This window comes from Oceanobacillus halotolerans (assembly GCF_010993955.1).
Lineage (GTDB): Bacteria > Bacillota > Bacilli > Bacillales > Amphibacillaceae > Oceanibacillus_A > Oceanibacillus_A halotolerans.
In genome coordinates this window covers 111,180-125,043 of sequence record NZ_WIXL01000003.1, presented here as the reverse complement: position 1 = coordinate 125,043, position 13,864 = coordinate 111,180, and the positions used below count along the sequence as shown (strand labels likewise).

The following is a 13,864-nucleotide window of genomic DNA, read 5'->3' as shown; positions in this document are numbered from 1 at the left end:
AGAGTTTTTAATGGTAGAATTGCGTTATTTCGATCATGCAGACTTTAAACAATTGATTAATTGGGTAGATTCCCCACAATTTTTGATCCAATGGGCCGGACCTGGATTCACCTATCCATTAGATGAAAAACAGTTAGAAAGGTATTTAGATAATGCAAATGAAAAAGGTGCGACTCTTTACATATATAAAGTGGTGTTGGCCGAAACAGGGAAGGTAGTTGGTCACATTTCATTGGATAAAATTGATCGTGTCAATCGTTCTGCACGGGTGTGTCGGGTTTTAGTAGGCGATAAGACTGTTAGAGGGCGAGGGGTTGGTCAACAGATGATGGATGCTATTTTGAAAATTGCCTTTCGTGACTTGGATATGCACCGAGTTAGTTTAGGGGTGTTTGATTTCAATTATGCTGCAATTGCCTGTTACGAAAAAGCTGGTTTTCAAAAAGAAGGATTGAAACGAGATGTCGCTAAAGTTGGTGACGCTTATTGGAGTTTATGGGAAATGAGTATCCTTGAGCAGGAATGGAAGGCAAATTAAAACGCCTACCCCATTTCTGCTTTCACTACTTGCATTTCTTTCATCCTAAATTGATCATCCATATAATTTACATTTGAATCAAAGCTTCCAATCGGAAAAATGAAGGTCCAAGGCATACTCGTTTGGCCTTGGATTTTCATAGATGTAATCGTAAATGTATGGGTGGCCACTGTATTTTTGTCTAGGTAGTAACGTAGCTGCTGTTGATGAAATTGGAATGTTGTCTGCCCCGTATTGTGAACAAGTGCTGTTACTAATAGCTCGCCCTTATGGTTTATAGCATGCCATAAGGCGGAAAACTGAATGGATGGCGTCGCTGATAAAGTAGTTTCCTGAAAGGCTCGTTCAATATAAGCTCGGTCTTTGTTAGATATGGTTCGATCCCAAACAGCTTCAAATTGTAGTTGTTGCATGGTGGTTACTTCACTCCTTTTGTTTTTATGTGGTGTCAGTCTTCATTGATTACCCCATACTTCTTGTAATGTTTGTCGGAAAAGGTGATCAAGTGTTTCCGTTACCGCTACTTTTTGTGTTGGTAGGGATGTGGCATAAGTAGTTAATTCCATTAACGCATTCTCGATATAAGGAGAAAATATCTCCAGTTTTTCTCTAGGAAATGAAAGCGGATCTCCATTAGTTTTGGCATCGACAATATGTTTCAGTTCTTTCCTTAATGAATCCTCTAAGATAAGTGCATCCATTAAATGATGAAAATTAACTGGTGGAAACACATTTTCTAGTTGGATCCACTTTGCAGCAAGGATAGGTCGAAATACATTAATAAGCTGTTTAATGGTAACAGCTTTTTCGGCATGTCCGATTTTCCGCCAATTTGTTTTAGCCATATTTAAATAATGCATGATACATGCTTTTGGATTGAATAGATCTGTTAGCATTTCTCTCATTGCATGGATAATGGAGTTGGCTTGTACATATTGGATAGGGGAATGAAGCCATTCTAATAAAGATGGGTTTGATTTTCGAAATAAACGTAATGCCTTCGTGAGTTCCCAACCACTGAATTCAATAGATGGATGAGGAGTTGTTTCGATCACATCTCGTTTATTTCCTGTACCAACTGGGTCAATAGTTAGGTAATCTGATGTAGGATGAACATAGATAAAGCGCACATCAAAATCACTTTGTGCCGAAGCGAGGCCAGTCGAGCGACTACCAGCTTCACAGGCATATAGGAGCGCTATTTGATGGTCTTTTTCTATTTGCTTTAGTGTTTGTTGAATTATTTCCTGCACTTTAATGATATCCTCCTGATGAATATCTAGTTGATGCTTACTTTACCGTTTTCTCCAAGAAGATGCAATCGTTTATAGTGAAATAACAAAACCATCTGTAATCAAACAGATGGTGAAGGGTGAATCGATTAAGAATTAGATGTTGTAAAAGTGTAATAATCATTAAGATGTCATTTGTTCGATAGTTGGCTCTTCTTTTGGCTCTGCTGCTTTATTTCGTTTCTGAACTCGACGAACCAAGCTAATTAAGGAATAGACTAGCATAACAATAAAGTATGGAACGAAATAATCTCCTATAATTATCTTCCCGACAAAGAACATACTAGCTGTTAATAAAAAGAGTACAATCCGTTGAATGGTTGGGTTTTGATAAAAGGGTTGTGGTGCTTCTTTTTTAGTAGAACGCTTGTAAAGAAGTGCATCCCATAAGAAATAGGCAAATAAATATGTCGGAACAAGTAACAGTGCGATCGCTAAGTCTATAAAAACACCTATATATACAAGAATGGCTAATATGATGAGGGTAATCATTTATGCTGCCTCCTAGTTTTTTATATATATTTATCTATTAGTGCGTGTTCAAAAAGGAGGATAAAAAGAACCGAGTCGGCTAAGGTCTCAGGCGTCCTGTTACAACGCCGACACTAGTACGTCCTGTGCGTCGGAAGTTCGAGGTGGCGAAGCCTTGAGCAGCGGAGCGTATACAATTAATACGTGAGCACAAGGAATGCTCACTAGAATCTACATCGCACGCAGGTAAAGTGTCATTCTTTTCCAAGGAGCTAAAAAAGCAAGCCAACGAAGAAATTAGATGTGTCATTTTTACCAGACCTTTTGAACATCCTCTATTATTATAGCATAGAATACAACCGATTTTTCATGAAATTATTCATAAATATAGATTTCAGCCTAGTCACAAAGAGGCATTTCCCCATAGGCTATAGGGAAAGTCAATTAAAAAGGGGAATTTATATGTATCACAATAGTGTTCCAATGTATAGATCAGATGATACACGTTTTCTTGGACCTGGTTTTGCAGGAATTAGCCCGATTACTTCTGGCCTGATAGGTGCAGGATTAGGTTATTTAGGTGGTCAATTCTTAACGCCAAATCCAGGATTTTCACCATATGGTCCAGGAGCTGGAGGCGTTGGTCCTGTACCAGGAGGATATGGTCCAGGCGTAGGAGGCTATGCACCTGGATATCCTGGGTATCCTTTTGGTGGCTATAATTATCCTGGAAACCCGGGAATAGGATATCCAGGGTATGGACCAGGACCCTTCTAAGAACAGAAAGTAGATCCTTTGTTTTTGAAAAGGGTAGACTTAATGGCAAAAAAAGAACTTTCCTGAGATAGGGAAGTTCTTTTTTAACAGGACTGGCTACCTTATAACAGGAACTGTAACGTCCAGTTTTGAGCACCTAACGTGGCAATTTACACCTGTACGAGAATATTTAACTTTTATGCTTGGTGATTGATTTTGGTCATTGCCTTTTCTTGTTTGGGTGATCGTAAAAATAGACTTAGCAAAAAGGCAATCATCGCTAACGCTGTACTACCAATAAATGCCCATTCAAAACCACGTAACTCGGCATACGTAGCAACCATATCTGGTGCAATCGATGAAACTGGATTAAAGGTTTTTGTACCAATTGCAACAAGTGTGATTAAAATAGCAGTACCAATTGATGCGGATACTTGTTGTAGTGTGTTCGCAACAGCAGACCCATGTGAATACCATTTTGGTGGCAATTGATTAAGTGCTGCTGTCATGACAGGCATCATCGCAAATGATAGACCGAACATTCTAATGGCATAAATGGTTGTTAAATAGGCAAAAGACATATCAAGTGATAGTCGTGTAAACAGAAATGTCGTAATCGTCACAACTGCTAATCCTGGAATAGCAAGCCATTTTGCACCATATAAATCAAAAAGTCGACCTGTAATTGGTGACATGATCCCAATCACAATGGCACCAGGTAATAACATCAGTCCAGATTGTAATGGTGTAAACTCGAGTACGTTTTGTACAAATAATGGTAACATTGTTTCAGCACCAATTAGGGAAATAATCGCAACTAATGTAATAGCGATGGATAACGTAAACACTGGGAACTTAAAAACGCGAAATTCCAAGATCGGTGTTTTTAGTCGGAATTGTCTCCAAATAAATAACGCTATTACAATTGTACCAACTCCTATAGTTCCAATCACAAGTGGACTCGTAAATCCTTCATTTGATGCAATACCGAATCCATATAAAAAGGAACCAAACCCGACAGACGACATAGAAATAGATAAAATATCAATCTTTGGTTTACTTTGATAGGTTACATTGCGCATGTATCGCAAAGCTACAATAATCGTTAATAAGACAAGTGGTATAACTGTTATAAATAAGGAACGCCACGGGAAGAATTGGAGCAAGAAACCTGATAATGTTGGACCGATTGCTGGACCAAACGCAATAACGATTCCAAGTAATCCCATTGCAGTTCCACGCCGTTCCACTGGGATGATCAGTAATAGTACTGTCATTAATAATGGCAACATAATTCCTGAACCTATAGCTTGAACTGCCCGTGCGATGACAAGAACATAAAAGGTTGGTGCAACTGCTGCAATGGTCGTACCAACTCCAAATAATAGGATTGCACTTAAAAATAAATGTCTTGTCGTAAATCGTTCAATTAAAAACGCTGAAATGGGAATCATAATGCCATTTACCATTAAGAATACAGTCGTTAACCATTGTACCTCTCCTTGTGTAATGGAAAAAGCATGCTGAATTGTTGGCAAAGCTGTTGCTAATAATGTTTCATTGGTAATACCCATAAATGCACCAACTAAGAGGGATGCAATCATTGCCATTTTTTCTTTTTTCGTTATGTTTACAGGATTTTCTACGTCACTCATGTTTGTTTCTCCTTCCTAAAAAACGATCTATTAATATATGATAAGAGATTGTAACCAAAGTGTTACGTAAGGTAAATAATTAGTCAAAGAAGAATAATATCACATGAAAGACTAACATTCAATTGTACAATCTCATTATTGTGTTTTTTGTGAACACAACAGGAGATGGTATAATGTGCTACCTCAATTTTGGTAAGGAAGAAATTAAAATTGTTACCTTTGATCTATTCCGTTTTAGAATAGTAGAATTGAGCGGACTTTTTCTTGATGATTGTCGAAGGGGATAAAAAGATAATTGTAGAACGGCAAATTAGAGAGAGGGAGTTTACAATGAAAAAACCTGTACAAGCTGAACAATGTATTGATTTAGCATATAAGCTTTATATAAATGGTCAATGAGTAGAAAGCTCAGATGATCGTAAAATGCAAGCTATAATCCTAGCATAGGAGAAAAGCTTGCAGATATAATAGAAGCTAGTCATGCTGATGTTGATGCAGCAGTAGAAGCAGCAACCTATGTATTGGCATCATGGAAAACGATCGGAGTAGAAGAAAGAAGTAAGCTATTATTAAAAATTACTGACTAAATTGACAAAAACGGTGATTATCTAGCAATGGTCGAAACACTGGATAACGGAAAACCATATCGAGAAACAAGAGGTGCTGATGTTCCATTAAGTGCAGATCATTTCCGATATTTTGCTGGTGTCATTGGTTCTGAAGAAGGCACTGCAAAAGGATTAGATGAAGATAATCTGACATTAACATTGCAAGAGCCGATTGGGGGTTGTTGGAAAAATTATTCCATGGAATTTTCCAATTCTAATGGCTGCTTGGAAAATTGCACCTGCAATCGTTGTAGGAAATACTGTCGTCATTCATCCTTCGTCTAGCACACCACTTAGCTTACTAGAATTGGCAAAATTGCTAGAACAAGTGCTATCAGCTGGTGTTGTGAGCATCATTACTGGTGGAGGTTCTGATTCTAAGAAATTATATGCTGGAGCATGAGGTTTTAGTAAACTAGCATTCACAGGATCGACTGAGGCTGGTTACACAGTTGCAAAAGCAGGAGCCAACCGCTTATTTCCAGAGCACTAGAATCAGGTGGGAAATCAGCTAATATCTTCTTTAATGGTGCAACATGGGAAAGAGCAATAGAAGGAGCACAGCTTGGTATTATGTATTAGGTAACGGATATTGTCATGTTATAAGCCTATGTTACAAGTCAATTAGAATCGTAACATAGCTTTTTTTGGTCTAACACTACGCACTAATTCTTTTTTGGATTGGTCCAGCTGAAAGGATATTGGTAATGGTAAAGGTGCGGATCTTTTTCCGGTAGAAACAGTACGCAACTATAACATCGTCTTTTATATTTATTACTCGTATAATACGTTGGGTCACATGATTTTTTCGGTCAATATAATAGATCATCACTTTTTCTTGGTTACGTTTGGAACGATTTAATATTCCTATCATTGTAAACTCCTCCAGAATTGAAATACCGAACATTTGTTCTATAATAACATATTATCAAAAGAAAGCAATAAAAATTATTCATCATTCTTTTCTTCCTCTGTTTCACCATCATTTAAGTCTATATCGTCTAAATCAAGCCATGATAACATTTCTCGTACAACCGTATTTATTTTCTCATTCACAGTATCATCCCCATATTTTTTCTTTGCCAGCTGAATTTGCTCCATTACTTCTTCACTGAATTCTATAATTGGTACATCATCTTCTAAGTTATTAAAGAGATCAAGTATATCATCAAGTGCCTTATCAAACTTTTTACGTTCTAATTCAGTTGCTTTCATCATTTATCACCCAGTATAAGCATATCCAAAATAGACCGAATTAAAGCAAAAATAATGAAATCTATTCTGAGGAAATTAAATGACAAAAATAGAACGTTTGTTTGCTTTTTATATCATAACATGCTATAGTTATAACAATTAAACTTAGAAAAACTCGCATTCGCTTGTCCCTTAGTAAAATTTTCCTAATGTGTAAAAACAACCTCTTTTACACACTTCTCCATTAATCTAGTCTAATATGTATTGCCTCAAAGGTTTCCTTCACACGGTTACTCTAGTTTTTTAAGACAATCTCAATATAGTATAATAGAACGATAGAAAAAGATAACGGTAATCATGGAAAGGGGATAAATAGATGAAGTTTTTTCATACAGCTGATTGGCATTTAGGAAAATTAGTTCAAGGGGTGTACATGACAGAGGATCAGCGTTATGTTTTAGATAAGTTTGTTCAAGCAGTAGAAAATGAGCAACCTGATGCGGTTATCGTGGCAGGGGATTTATATGATCGTGCTGTTCCCCCGATAGAGGCTGTCCATTTACTAGATGATGTATTAGATAGAATTGTCTTACAGTTAAAAACACCTGTGATCGCAGTAGCAGGGAACCATGATAGTCCAAGTAGACTAAACTTTGGAAGTAAATTAATGAAAGAAAACGGATTTCATATTATCGGAAATTTTACAACAGATACAGAGCCAGTAGTTTTACATGATGAACATGGGGCAGTACATTTTCATTTAGTACCATATTGTGATCCTAGTGTCGTACGGACAGTGTTTGATGATGATGACGTTAAGACACATAATGAAGCTGCACGAAAAATCATTGCTAACATCAAGCAACATATGGATCCCAATGCGCGGCATGTGTTTGTTGGACATGCATTTGTGACCCCATTTGGTGAAGAAGAGGAAAATACAAGTGACTCAGAACGGCCTTTATCGATTGGTGGAGCTGAATATGTCGATGCACATCATTATTTGCCATTTCACTATACTGCACTAGGGCATCTGCACAAAAAGCATTATGTTTTGCAGGAAAACATTTGTTATTCTGGGTCTATTTTAAAATATTCCATCTCGGAAGAAAATCATAAAAAAGGATTTAACATTATAGAAATGGATGCTAATGGCAATGTTACGATCGATCGGCGCTTATTAACACCAAAGCGAGATATTCGCACTGTAGAAGCGACGTTGGATGAAATATTAACTTACCCTGTTAATGAAGACTACGTGTTCGTCCGTTTAATGGATGAAGCACCTGTTCTTTCACCAATGGAAAAAATTCGTTCTGTTTTTCCGAATGCGATGCATGTAGAACGACCATTTGATGTATTTACGTCTATCCCAGATAACGAAAACAATGATCAAAAAATAAACCGCAGTAGCATGAGTGATGTCGATTTATTTAAATCCTTTTATAAAGAAGTAAAAGGAACAGAGGTATCGGATGAAACAGAGGTAATTTTCAAAGAGGTATTAGATGAATTACTGCGAACTGAAAATGAAACAGCGAATGACTCGAAGAAAAATAAAACGATGACCAGTAACAAGTAAGGGAGAGGGAGCGCGTTGAAACCAATAAAATTAACGATGACTGCATTTGGTCCATACAAGGATACCGAAACGATCTATTTTAATGAGTTAGATCAGCACCATTTATTTGTTATTTCTGGTAAAACAGGTGCAGGGAAGACGACCATTTTTGATGGCATTTGTTTTGCATTATATGGAAGTGCAAGTGGAACAGATCGTGATAGTTATACGATGTTACGCAGTGATTTTGCCAGTGATGACATTCATACAGCCGTTGAATTAGAGTTTGAATTGCGTGGTCGGCATTATCGGATTTTACGGCAGCTAGGTCATATGAAAAAAGGGAACAAAACAAAGACTGGAGATCGGTATGAGTTCTATGAGTTTGTAAATGGAAAAGAGGTACCTTGTGTTGATCGTCAGATTGTTTCTGAGATTGATAAACAGGTAGAATCCACTATTGGTTTAACGCAAGATCAATTTAAACAGATTGTTATGCTTCCACAAGGGGAATTTCGTAAATTACTTACCTCTCAAACGGAAAACAAGGAAGCGATCCTAAGACGTATTTTTAAAACAGAATCATATAAGCAGCTTAATGAGCTATTAAAACAGAAAAAAGATCATGTTTTTCAACAAGTCGAAAAGAGTAAAGCTAAAAGAGACAACTATATTCAATCACTCGAAAGTGTATTACCTAAACGGGAAGATTCTATCCTTTTTCAAGTGTTAGAAGCAGAATATTACAATATTAATCAGGTTATTGAGGGCTTAGATCAAGAAGTAGCATACTATCAGGATCAAATTGAAAAGGATGAGAAAACCTACAATGACGCATATAAAGCACATGATAAAAAACAAACGGAATTTCATGAGGCAAAAGCAATTAATGATCGGTTTCAAGAGTTAGATGCAAAAGAAAGGCAATTAAATCATTTACAGGAGCAAATACCTGCCATTACACAAGATGAAAAAAGGCTGGAGGCAGCAGAACGTGCCAGCAATTTGGAAATATACGAAAAACAGGTACAAGAATGGAAAAAGGAAGAAAATGAAAAGATTGCTGTTTTAAAACAGGCAAAGCGGGCAAATGAAAAAGCTGAGCAGCAGTTAAAAAATGCGATGCACGTATATCAAGAAGAGGAACGTAAACAAGGCGAACGTGATGGAATTCGTAAACAGGTAGAACGATTAAATGACTATTTACCTGTTGTAGAAGAAATTAATAATCGAAAACTAGAATTAGATGCGTTAAAAGAGAAAAAAACGACCGTATATGATGACCTGGAAAAGGTAAAATCATTAATTCAAGGAAGGAAAGATGAAATAGAAGTAAGACAAGCAAACATAAGTGAAATGGATAAAGCAGTGAGTGAATTACCACAAAAACAAAAATCACTAGCTGAAATGAGAGAAAAGGCTAGAATTTTAAAGTCATATTTTGATGTGGAGGAGCCTCATTCAACACTAAAAAAAGATCTACAAGAAAAAGAGAATGCATATAAAAAATTAAAAAATAAGTATGATGAAATCGAACAAAAGTGGTTAAATAATCAGGCAAGTCATTTGGCGGTTCATCTCCATGATGGTAATCCATGTCCTGTTTGTGGAAGTATGGATCATCCTAATAAAGCGACTAACACTGATGAATTAGTAACAAGAGAACAATTACAAGCAGTAAAGAAAGAGCTAGAAGCTGTAGAAAACCAATATCGCGATGTTTATCTAAACTATAAATCCAATCTTACACAGTTATCGGAAAAAGAAACAGCCTTAAAGGATTATCATATTCAACCAGGAGAAGCAGTAGAAGTTAATAAACAGCTAGTAGAGAAGGGGAAAAAGTGTAATGAGGAAGTGACCTCATTAGAAAAACTTCAAAAAGAATTACAACAAGCAAAAGAAAAACAAGATAAAGAAAATGAAGCGTTAAAACAGCAGGAATTAAAGAAAGAAAAGCTAGAAAAAAACTATCAAGAATACCGAACATCCTTTGAGACAAGGAAGGCTGTTTATGAGGAGCAATTGCGTCATATTCCTGAGGAGTTAAGAGAATTAGAAAAACTAAAGGAACAAATTACGGTTATTTCTCGTAAGAAGATTGAACTGGAGCAAGCATGGGAAAGAGCACAAACTACGCTGCAACAGGAAAAAGAGGAACAAACAAAAGCAGCATCGAATTTGACACATGCACAAAAACAGGTGAAGGAAACAACTGAAAAGCGCGAGGAAGCAGTTTCTCAATTCCACAAGGCTCTTGAAAAAGCGGATTTTGAAACGGTTGAAACGTATCAACAGGCAAAACTACCTGAATCAGAAAGAGAATCTCTAAAAACGACAATTCAACAGTTTAAAGAGAAACTTTCCATCACCAAACAGCAAGTAAGCGAATTAAAAGAAGCATTAAAGGATAAAAAACGTGTTGATTTGACGGAGGTACAATCACTTTTAGCGCAGTTAAAACAAGCATATGAGCAGGCCTTAAACGAGCTGCACTTATCGAAGGAATATTACGAGGAAGCAACAAAACTAAAAGCGAATATCATTGAAACACATGAACAAGTCGTACAGAAGGAAAAGCAGTTTGCTACTATTTCCGATTTGTATGACGTGATGCGAGGACAAAATAATCAAAAGATTTCCTTTGAACGATATTTACAAATTGAGTATTTAGAACGAATTATTGAGGCCGCGAACGGACGGTTGAAGCGCCTTTCTAATGGACAATTTTATTTACAACGCAGTGATCGCCAAGAATCCCATGGAAAGCAAAGTGGGTTAGGGTTAGATGTATATGATGCATACACAGGTCAAACACGTGATGTAAAAACTTTATCGGGTGGAGAAAAGTTTAATGCATCGCTATGCCTAGCTCTTGGAATGTCCGATGTAATTCAACGTTTCCAAGGGAATATTTCGATTGATACGATGTTTATTGATGAAGGATTTGGCTCCTTAGATGAAGAATCATTAAATAAATCGATAGATACGCTTATTGATTTACAAAAGTCAGGACGTATGATTGGGGTTATCTCACATGTGCAGGAGCTTAAATCAATGTTTCCAGCTATACTCGAAGTATCCAAAACAAAAGAAGGGTTTAGTCAAACAAAATTTGTTTTAAAGTAATAAATTAGCAGCATGTTTTTACTGTAGAGATTCCTACCACAACTTTAGAAAGACGTGGTAGGAAGCATCTCTTTACATAAACTAAAAGAAAAAGGAGCTGATTTAAATGGAATTAACCGTTAAATGGGATGGGAAAATGGCTTTCTCCAATGAAACCCCATCAGGCCATTCGATAAAGATGGATGCAGCTGAAGCAGTAGGTGGGGAAAACACAGGCCCAAGACCAACAGAAATATTATTAAATGCGGTAGCAGGTTGTACGGGGATTGATATTATATCCATTTTAAAAAAGATGCGCTTAGAACCTACTTCCTTTCAAATGGAAGTAAAAGGAGAGCGCGCAGAAGATCATCCGAAAAAATTCACAACGGTTATGATTCATTATGCATTGGATGGAGATCTACCAGAGGACAAAGTGGTTCGTGCAATTGAATTGTCCAAGAATAAATACTGTTCTGTTTCTCATTCATTAAGTGCCGAAATTAAAGTAAACTATTCTATTAATGGGAAAAAAGGAGAAAAAACAATATAGTGCTTATTTGTGTTGCACCAATCGTCTTTACTGGCATTATACTAAAATTGTGACTTGTTGGATTTTATGCTATATTAAAATCAGTTTTAGTAAACAATAAGGAGTGTTTTATGTGCAACGCATGATGTGCAAAGGGAAAATTCACCGTGCAAGAGTAACCGAGGCAGAACTAGATTATGTGGGAAGTATTACGATTGATCAAAAGCTAATGAAAGAGGCAGACATTAAGCCATATGAGATGGTACAGGTTACTAATCTTAAAAATGCTACTCGTTGGAAAACATATGCAATTCCCGCACCAGAAGGTTCAAAACGTATTTGTTTAAATGGACCACCAGCTCATTTGTTTTCACCAGGGGATATTGTAATTATTTTAAGCTTAGCTTTAATGGATGAGAAGGAAATTGAAGAGTTGAAACCAAAAGTCGTGTTTATGGATGAAAATAATGACATTACGAGTATAGAAGAACATGATTTACATTGGCCAGAAGGGGTAGAATTATAATAAACTAGATTTGATCTAAGTAGTTCACCTAACGTGGAAAAAATAACATATGTTAAGGGGAATATCTTTAATATAAGACTTGAGTTAACACGAAAAATGCTTTTTGCAGGCGTTTTTCGTGTTTTTATTTACACGTTAGGAGTATAAAAATTTTAGCGAAAAAGTGTATTCGACGTGGCTGAAATTTTAATGTCCCAGGTATAAGAAAAACTAACACATTCGCTAAGGACGAGCGAATGCGAGTTTTTGTAATATTGTCATATTCAACACAATATTTTATCCACGCTTTATAAGAATTAGCGATCTGAACTCTCTTCGGATCCCAGTTGTGTGATTTCGAATCGACATTCCATTATTTACCGAAAAACCCTAGTTTAGTGCCTGCAGTAGTAGATCCTTATTCTACCAGCTCCAGCAGTTTCTGAGTGATAAATCCTCCATTAAACGCGATTGGGTATGTTATGCCATTTAACTGTTAAAGAGGCTTTTCCTCGTTCTTAATCATCATTTGATATAAACTCAGCCTGGTAAGAGTTCTTCCCTGCATGCACAGACACTAATGTATTTGCAAACCCTACAAGTCGGTTGATAATTTCGTCTGTAAGTATATAGATAAAGGAAGCGTATTGGGAGTGGTATAGCTCAGTATCATCCCAAATAATAGTGGTATTGATAAAAACGTCACGATTACCATACAAGTTATAGTGGATAATCACTTTACCTGCTGCTCCACTAGATTGCCTTTCTTGATAACTAGGCAAAAATACATACCATTCTTCAGCAGATGCAGATCGGAAGTTTTTTGTGAATGTCATTCCTTTTATCTCGTTATGATATTCTTTTTGACTATTTTCACTTGGTATATGATGATCCATGAAACAGAGTCCCTTCTAAATAGCTTGTGGTTTGTCTTCTTTTACATCAAATGAAAGTCATGCTGCTGTAGGGTTATCGCAATGCGCTCTGTTGAAATTCTTCTATTATCAAAGGCGATTTTTACTTCGCCATCATCTGCATCTACTAAAACGCGCTCAATGCCAGTTAAGTCATTCAGAATTTGTTCCACTTGTTGTATCGCAGTTCCGTTGTTAGCTTCTTTAATAAACATGGTTACTTCCGTCATAATTCCTACTCCTTTGATTGTTTTTCATTTTCATTATTCCATAAATTACGGGATTTATAATCCATCTTAATTTTTTGTGCAACGTAGCAACATGATTTAAGTTACTACCAGCTTCTATATAGCTTAGGTCTGATTTTTAGAAAACAGCCTTATAAAAAAACTTTTAATCTAAAGGTTTTTTTTTATTATGTCACCTAGAACAGGTATTAAGTCCAACTAGTCGATATAATGGACAAAACTTAATAAAACCTGAAAGTAATAATAGCAATAATTAAACTAGTATAGCTCCAGCCAGAATCTAAAAGAAAAATAGTAAGATAAAGACAATCCCTAGCACTATCCGAATTAATCTGTCCGTAGTATCGACTTCAATTTTCATTTTAACAGCTCCTTATCATCCTGTTTGGGAGCTGGAAGCAGAGTACCAATACCCCTACTACTATTATAAGAATCATATTCCAATAAATGGCTGTTATTATACATTTGGCCATTCACTTATT

At 36.4% G+C, this 13,864-nt stretch carries 16 protein-coding genes and 1 pseudogene; 8 read left to right on the top strand and 9 right to left on the bottom strand.

Annotation, left to right across the window (positions count from 1 at the left end; genetic code table 11):
- Positions 1-10 precede the first annotated feature (10 nt).
- Entirely contained in the window at positions 11-538 is a 528-nt protein-coding gene (locus GHC26_RS05755; RefSeq protein ID WP_163970311.1) for a GNAT family N-acetyltransferase, read from the top strand.
- A 5-nt stretch (positions 539-543) separates the two neighbouring features.
- Here GHC26_RS05755 and GHC26_RS05750 read toward each other — a convergent pair whose 3' ends face one another.
- The 3 genes from GHC26_RS05750 to GHC26_RS05740 all read right to left on the bottom strand — a co-directional run bounded on the left by GHC26_RS05750 (position 544) and on the right by GHC26_RS05740 (position 2,322).
- Positions 544-951 carry an SLAP domain-containing protein gene (locus GHC26_RS05750; protein WP_163970310.1) on the bottom strand — a complete coding sequence of 136 codons (408 nt, stop codon included), beginning with the start codon at positions 949-951 and terminating at the stop codon, positions 544-546.
- 42 nt (positions 952-993) lie between these two features.
- A complete protein-coding gene (locus GHC26_RS05745) occupies positions 994-1,791 on the bottom strand; it encodes a nucleotidyltransferase domain-containing protein (protein ID WP_163970309.1) in 798 nt (265 codons plus the stop codon).
- A 162-nt stretch (positions 1,792-1,953) separates the two neighbouring features.
- Positions 1,954-2,322, bottom strand: coding sequence for a hypothetical protein (locus GHC26_RS05740; RefSeq protein WP_163970308.1), 369 nt, complete (start codon positions 2,320-2,322; stop codon positions 1,954-1,956).
- 441 nt (positions 2,323-2,763) lie between these two features.
- On the opposite strand from GHC26_RS05740, the gene GHC26_RS05735 reads away from it, so the two are divergent.
- Entirely contained in the window at positions 2,764-3,078 is a 315-nt protein-coding gene (locus tag GHC26_RS05735; RefSeq protein ID WP_163970307.1) for a hypothetical protein, read from the top strand.
- 176 nt (positions 3,079-3,254) lie between these two features.
- On the opposite strand, the gene GHC26_RS05730 is transcribed toward GHC26_RS05735, so the two are convergent.
- Positions 3,255-4,712 carry an MDR family MFS transporter gene (locus GHC26_RS05730; protein ID WP_163970306.1) on the bottom strand — a complete coding sequence of 486 codons (1,458 nt, stop codon included), beginning with the start codon at positions 4,710-4,712 and terminating at the stop codon, positions 3,255-3,257.
- Positions 4,713-5,155: 443 nt separating this feature from the next.
- Here GHC26_RS05730 and GHC26_RS05725 point away from each other — a divergent pair.
- Positions 5,156-5,605 (top strand): annotated as a pseudogene (locus GHC26_RS05725) (aldehyde dehydrogenase family protein).
- Positions 5,538-5,723: an aldehyde dehydrogenase family protein gene (locus GHC26_RS16060; protein WP_264175953.1), complete on the top strand. Its 186-nt coding sequence runs from the start codon at positions 5,538-5,540 to the stop codon at positions 5,721-5,723. The pseudogene GHC26_RS05725 and the gene GHC26_RS16060 overlap by 68 nt, the downstream one beginning before the upstream one ends.
- Positions 5,724-5,978: 255 nt before the next feature.
- Here the strand turns inward: GHC26_RS16060 and GHC26_RS05720 are convergent, their stop codons facing one another.
- Both GHC26_RS05720 and GHC26_RS05715 read right to left on the bottom strand, forming a co-directional pair.
- The gene (locus GHC26_RS05720) at positions 5,979-6,194 is read right to left on the bottom strand and encodes a hypothetical protein (RefSeq protein ID WP_163970305.1); all 216 of its coding nucleotides are present in this window, start codon (positions 6,192-6,194) and stop codon (positions 5,979-5,981) included.
- 74 nt (positions 6,195-6,268) lie between these two features.
- The gene (locus GHC26_RS05715; protein ID WP_163970304.1) at positions 6,269-6,535 is read right to left on the bottom strand and encodes a hypothetical protein; all 267 of its coding nucleotides are present in this window, start codon (positions 6,533-6,535) and stop codon (positions 6,269-6,271) included.
- Between the two features lie 355 nt (positions 6,536-6,890).
- Between GHC26_RS05715 and GHC26_RS05710 the strand changes: the two genes are divergently transcribed.
- The 4 genes from GHC26_RS05710 (at position 6,891) to panD (ending at position 12,241) form a co-directional block, all read left to right on the top strand.
- Positions 6,891-8,096, top strand: coding sequence for an exonuclease SbcCD subunit D (locus tag GHC26_RS05710; protein ID WP_163970303.1), 1,206 nt, complete (start codon positions 6,891-6,893; stop codon positions 8,094-8,096).
- 15 nt (positions 8,097-8,111) lie between these two features.
- Positions 8,112-11,204: an AAA family ATPase gene (locus GHC26_RS05705; protein ID WP_163970302.1), complete on the top strand. Its 3,093-nt coding sequence runs from the start codon at positions 8,112-8,114 to the stop codon at positions 11,202-11,204.
- A 106-nt stretch (positions 11,205-11,310) separates the two neighbouring features.
- Positions 11,311-11,736: an OsmC family protein gene (locus GHC26_RS05700; protein ID WP_163970301.1), complete on the top strand. Its 426-nt coding sequence runs from the start codon at positions 11,311-11,313 to the stop codon at positions 11,734-11,736.
- Positions 11,737-11,848: 112 nt separating this feature from the next.
- Positions 11,849-12,241, top strand: a complete 393-nt coding sequence (panD, locus tag GHC26_RS05695; protein WP_163970300.1) for an aspartate 1-decarboxylase — start codon at positions 11,849-11,851, stop codon at positions 12,239-12,241.
- Positions 12,242-12,738: 497 nt separating this feature from the next.
- On the opposite strand, the gene GHC26_RS05690 is transcribed toward panD, so the two are convergent.
- The 3 genes from GHC26_RS05690 to GHC26_RS15895 all read right to left on the bottom strand — a co-directional run bounded on the left by GHC26_RS05690 (position 12,739) and on the right by GHC26_RS15895 (position 13,632).
- Positions 12,739-13,116: a hypothetical protein gene (locus GHC26_RS05690; RefSeq protein WP_163970299.1), complete on the bottom strand. Its 378-nt coding sequence runs from the start codon at positions 13,114-13,116 to the stop codon at positions 12,739-12,741.
- A gap of 41 nt (positions 13,117-13,157) precedes the next feature.
- On the bottom strand, positions 13,158-13,364 hold the full coding sequence (locus GHC26_RS05685) for a hypothetical protein (RefSeq protein ID WP_163970298.1): 207 nt from the start codon (positions 13,362-13,364) through the stop codon (positions 13,158-13,160).
- A 190-nt stretch (positions 13,365-13,554) separates the two neighbouring features.
- Positions 13,555-13,632, bottom strand: a complete 78-nt coding sequence (locus GHC26_RS15895) for a YgaP-like transmembrane domain (protein WP_226376880.1) — start codon at positions 13,630-13,632, stop codon at positions 13,555-13,557.
- Between the last annotated feature and the right edge of the window lie 232 nt (positions 13,633-13,864).

What these genes read in the sequence shown, in the direction of transcription:
- GHC26_RS05755 (WP_163970311.1), top strand. Translation starts at nt 11, where the DNA reads ATGGTAGAATTGCGTTATTTCGATCATGCAGACTTTAAACAATTGATT.
- GHC26_RS05750 (WP_163970310.1), bottom strand. Translation starts at nt 951, where the DNA reads ATGCAACAACTACAATTTGAAGCTGTTTGGGATCGAACCATATCTAAC.
- GHC26_RS05740 (WP_163970308.1), bottom strand. Translation starts at nt 2,322, where the DNA reads ATGATTACCCTCATCATATTAGCCATTCTTGTATATATAGGTGTTTTT.
- GHC26_RS05735 (WP_163970307.1), top strand. Translation starts at nt 2,764, where the DNA reads ATGTATCACAATAGTGTTCCAATGTATAGATCAGATGATACACGTTTT.
- GHC26_RS05730 (WP_163970306.1), bottom strand. Translation starts at nt 4,712, where the DNA reads ATGAGTGACGTAGAAAATCCTGTAAACATAACGAAAAAAGAAAAAATG.
- GHC26_RS16060 (WP_264175953.1), top strand. Translation starts at nt 5,538, where the DNA reads ATGGCTGCTTGGAAAATTGCACCTGCAATCGTTGTAGGAAATACTGTC.
- GHC26_RS05720 (WP_163970305.1), bottom strand. Translation starts at nt 6,194, where the DNA reads ATGATAGGAATATTAAATCGTTCCAAACGTAACCAAGAAAAAGTGATG.
- GHC26_RS05715 (WP_163970304.1), bottom strand. Translation starts at nt 6,535, where the DNA reads ATGAAAGCAACTGAATTAGAACGTAAAAAGTTTGATAAGGCACTTGAT.
- GHC26_RS05710 (WP_163970303.1), top strand. Translation starts at nt 6,891, where the DNA reads ATGAAGTTTTTTCATACAGCTGATTGGCATTTAGGAAAATTAGTTCAA.
- GHC26_RS05700 (WP_163970301.1), top strand. Translation starts at nt 11,311, where the DNA reads ATGGAATTAACCGTTAAATGGGATGGGAAAATGGCTTTCTCCAATGAA.
- GHC26_RS05690 (WP_163970299.1), bottom strand. Translation starts at nt 13,116, where the DNA reads ATGGATCATCATATACCAAGTGAAAATAGTCAAAAAGAATATCATAAC.
- GHC26_RS05685 (WP_163970298.1), bottom strand. Translation starts at nt 13,364, where the DNA reads ATGACGGAAGTAACCATGTTTATTAAAGAAGCTAACAACGGAACTGCG.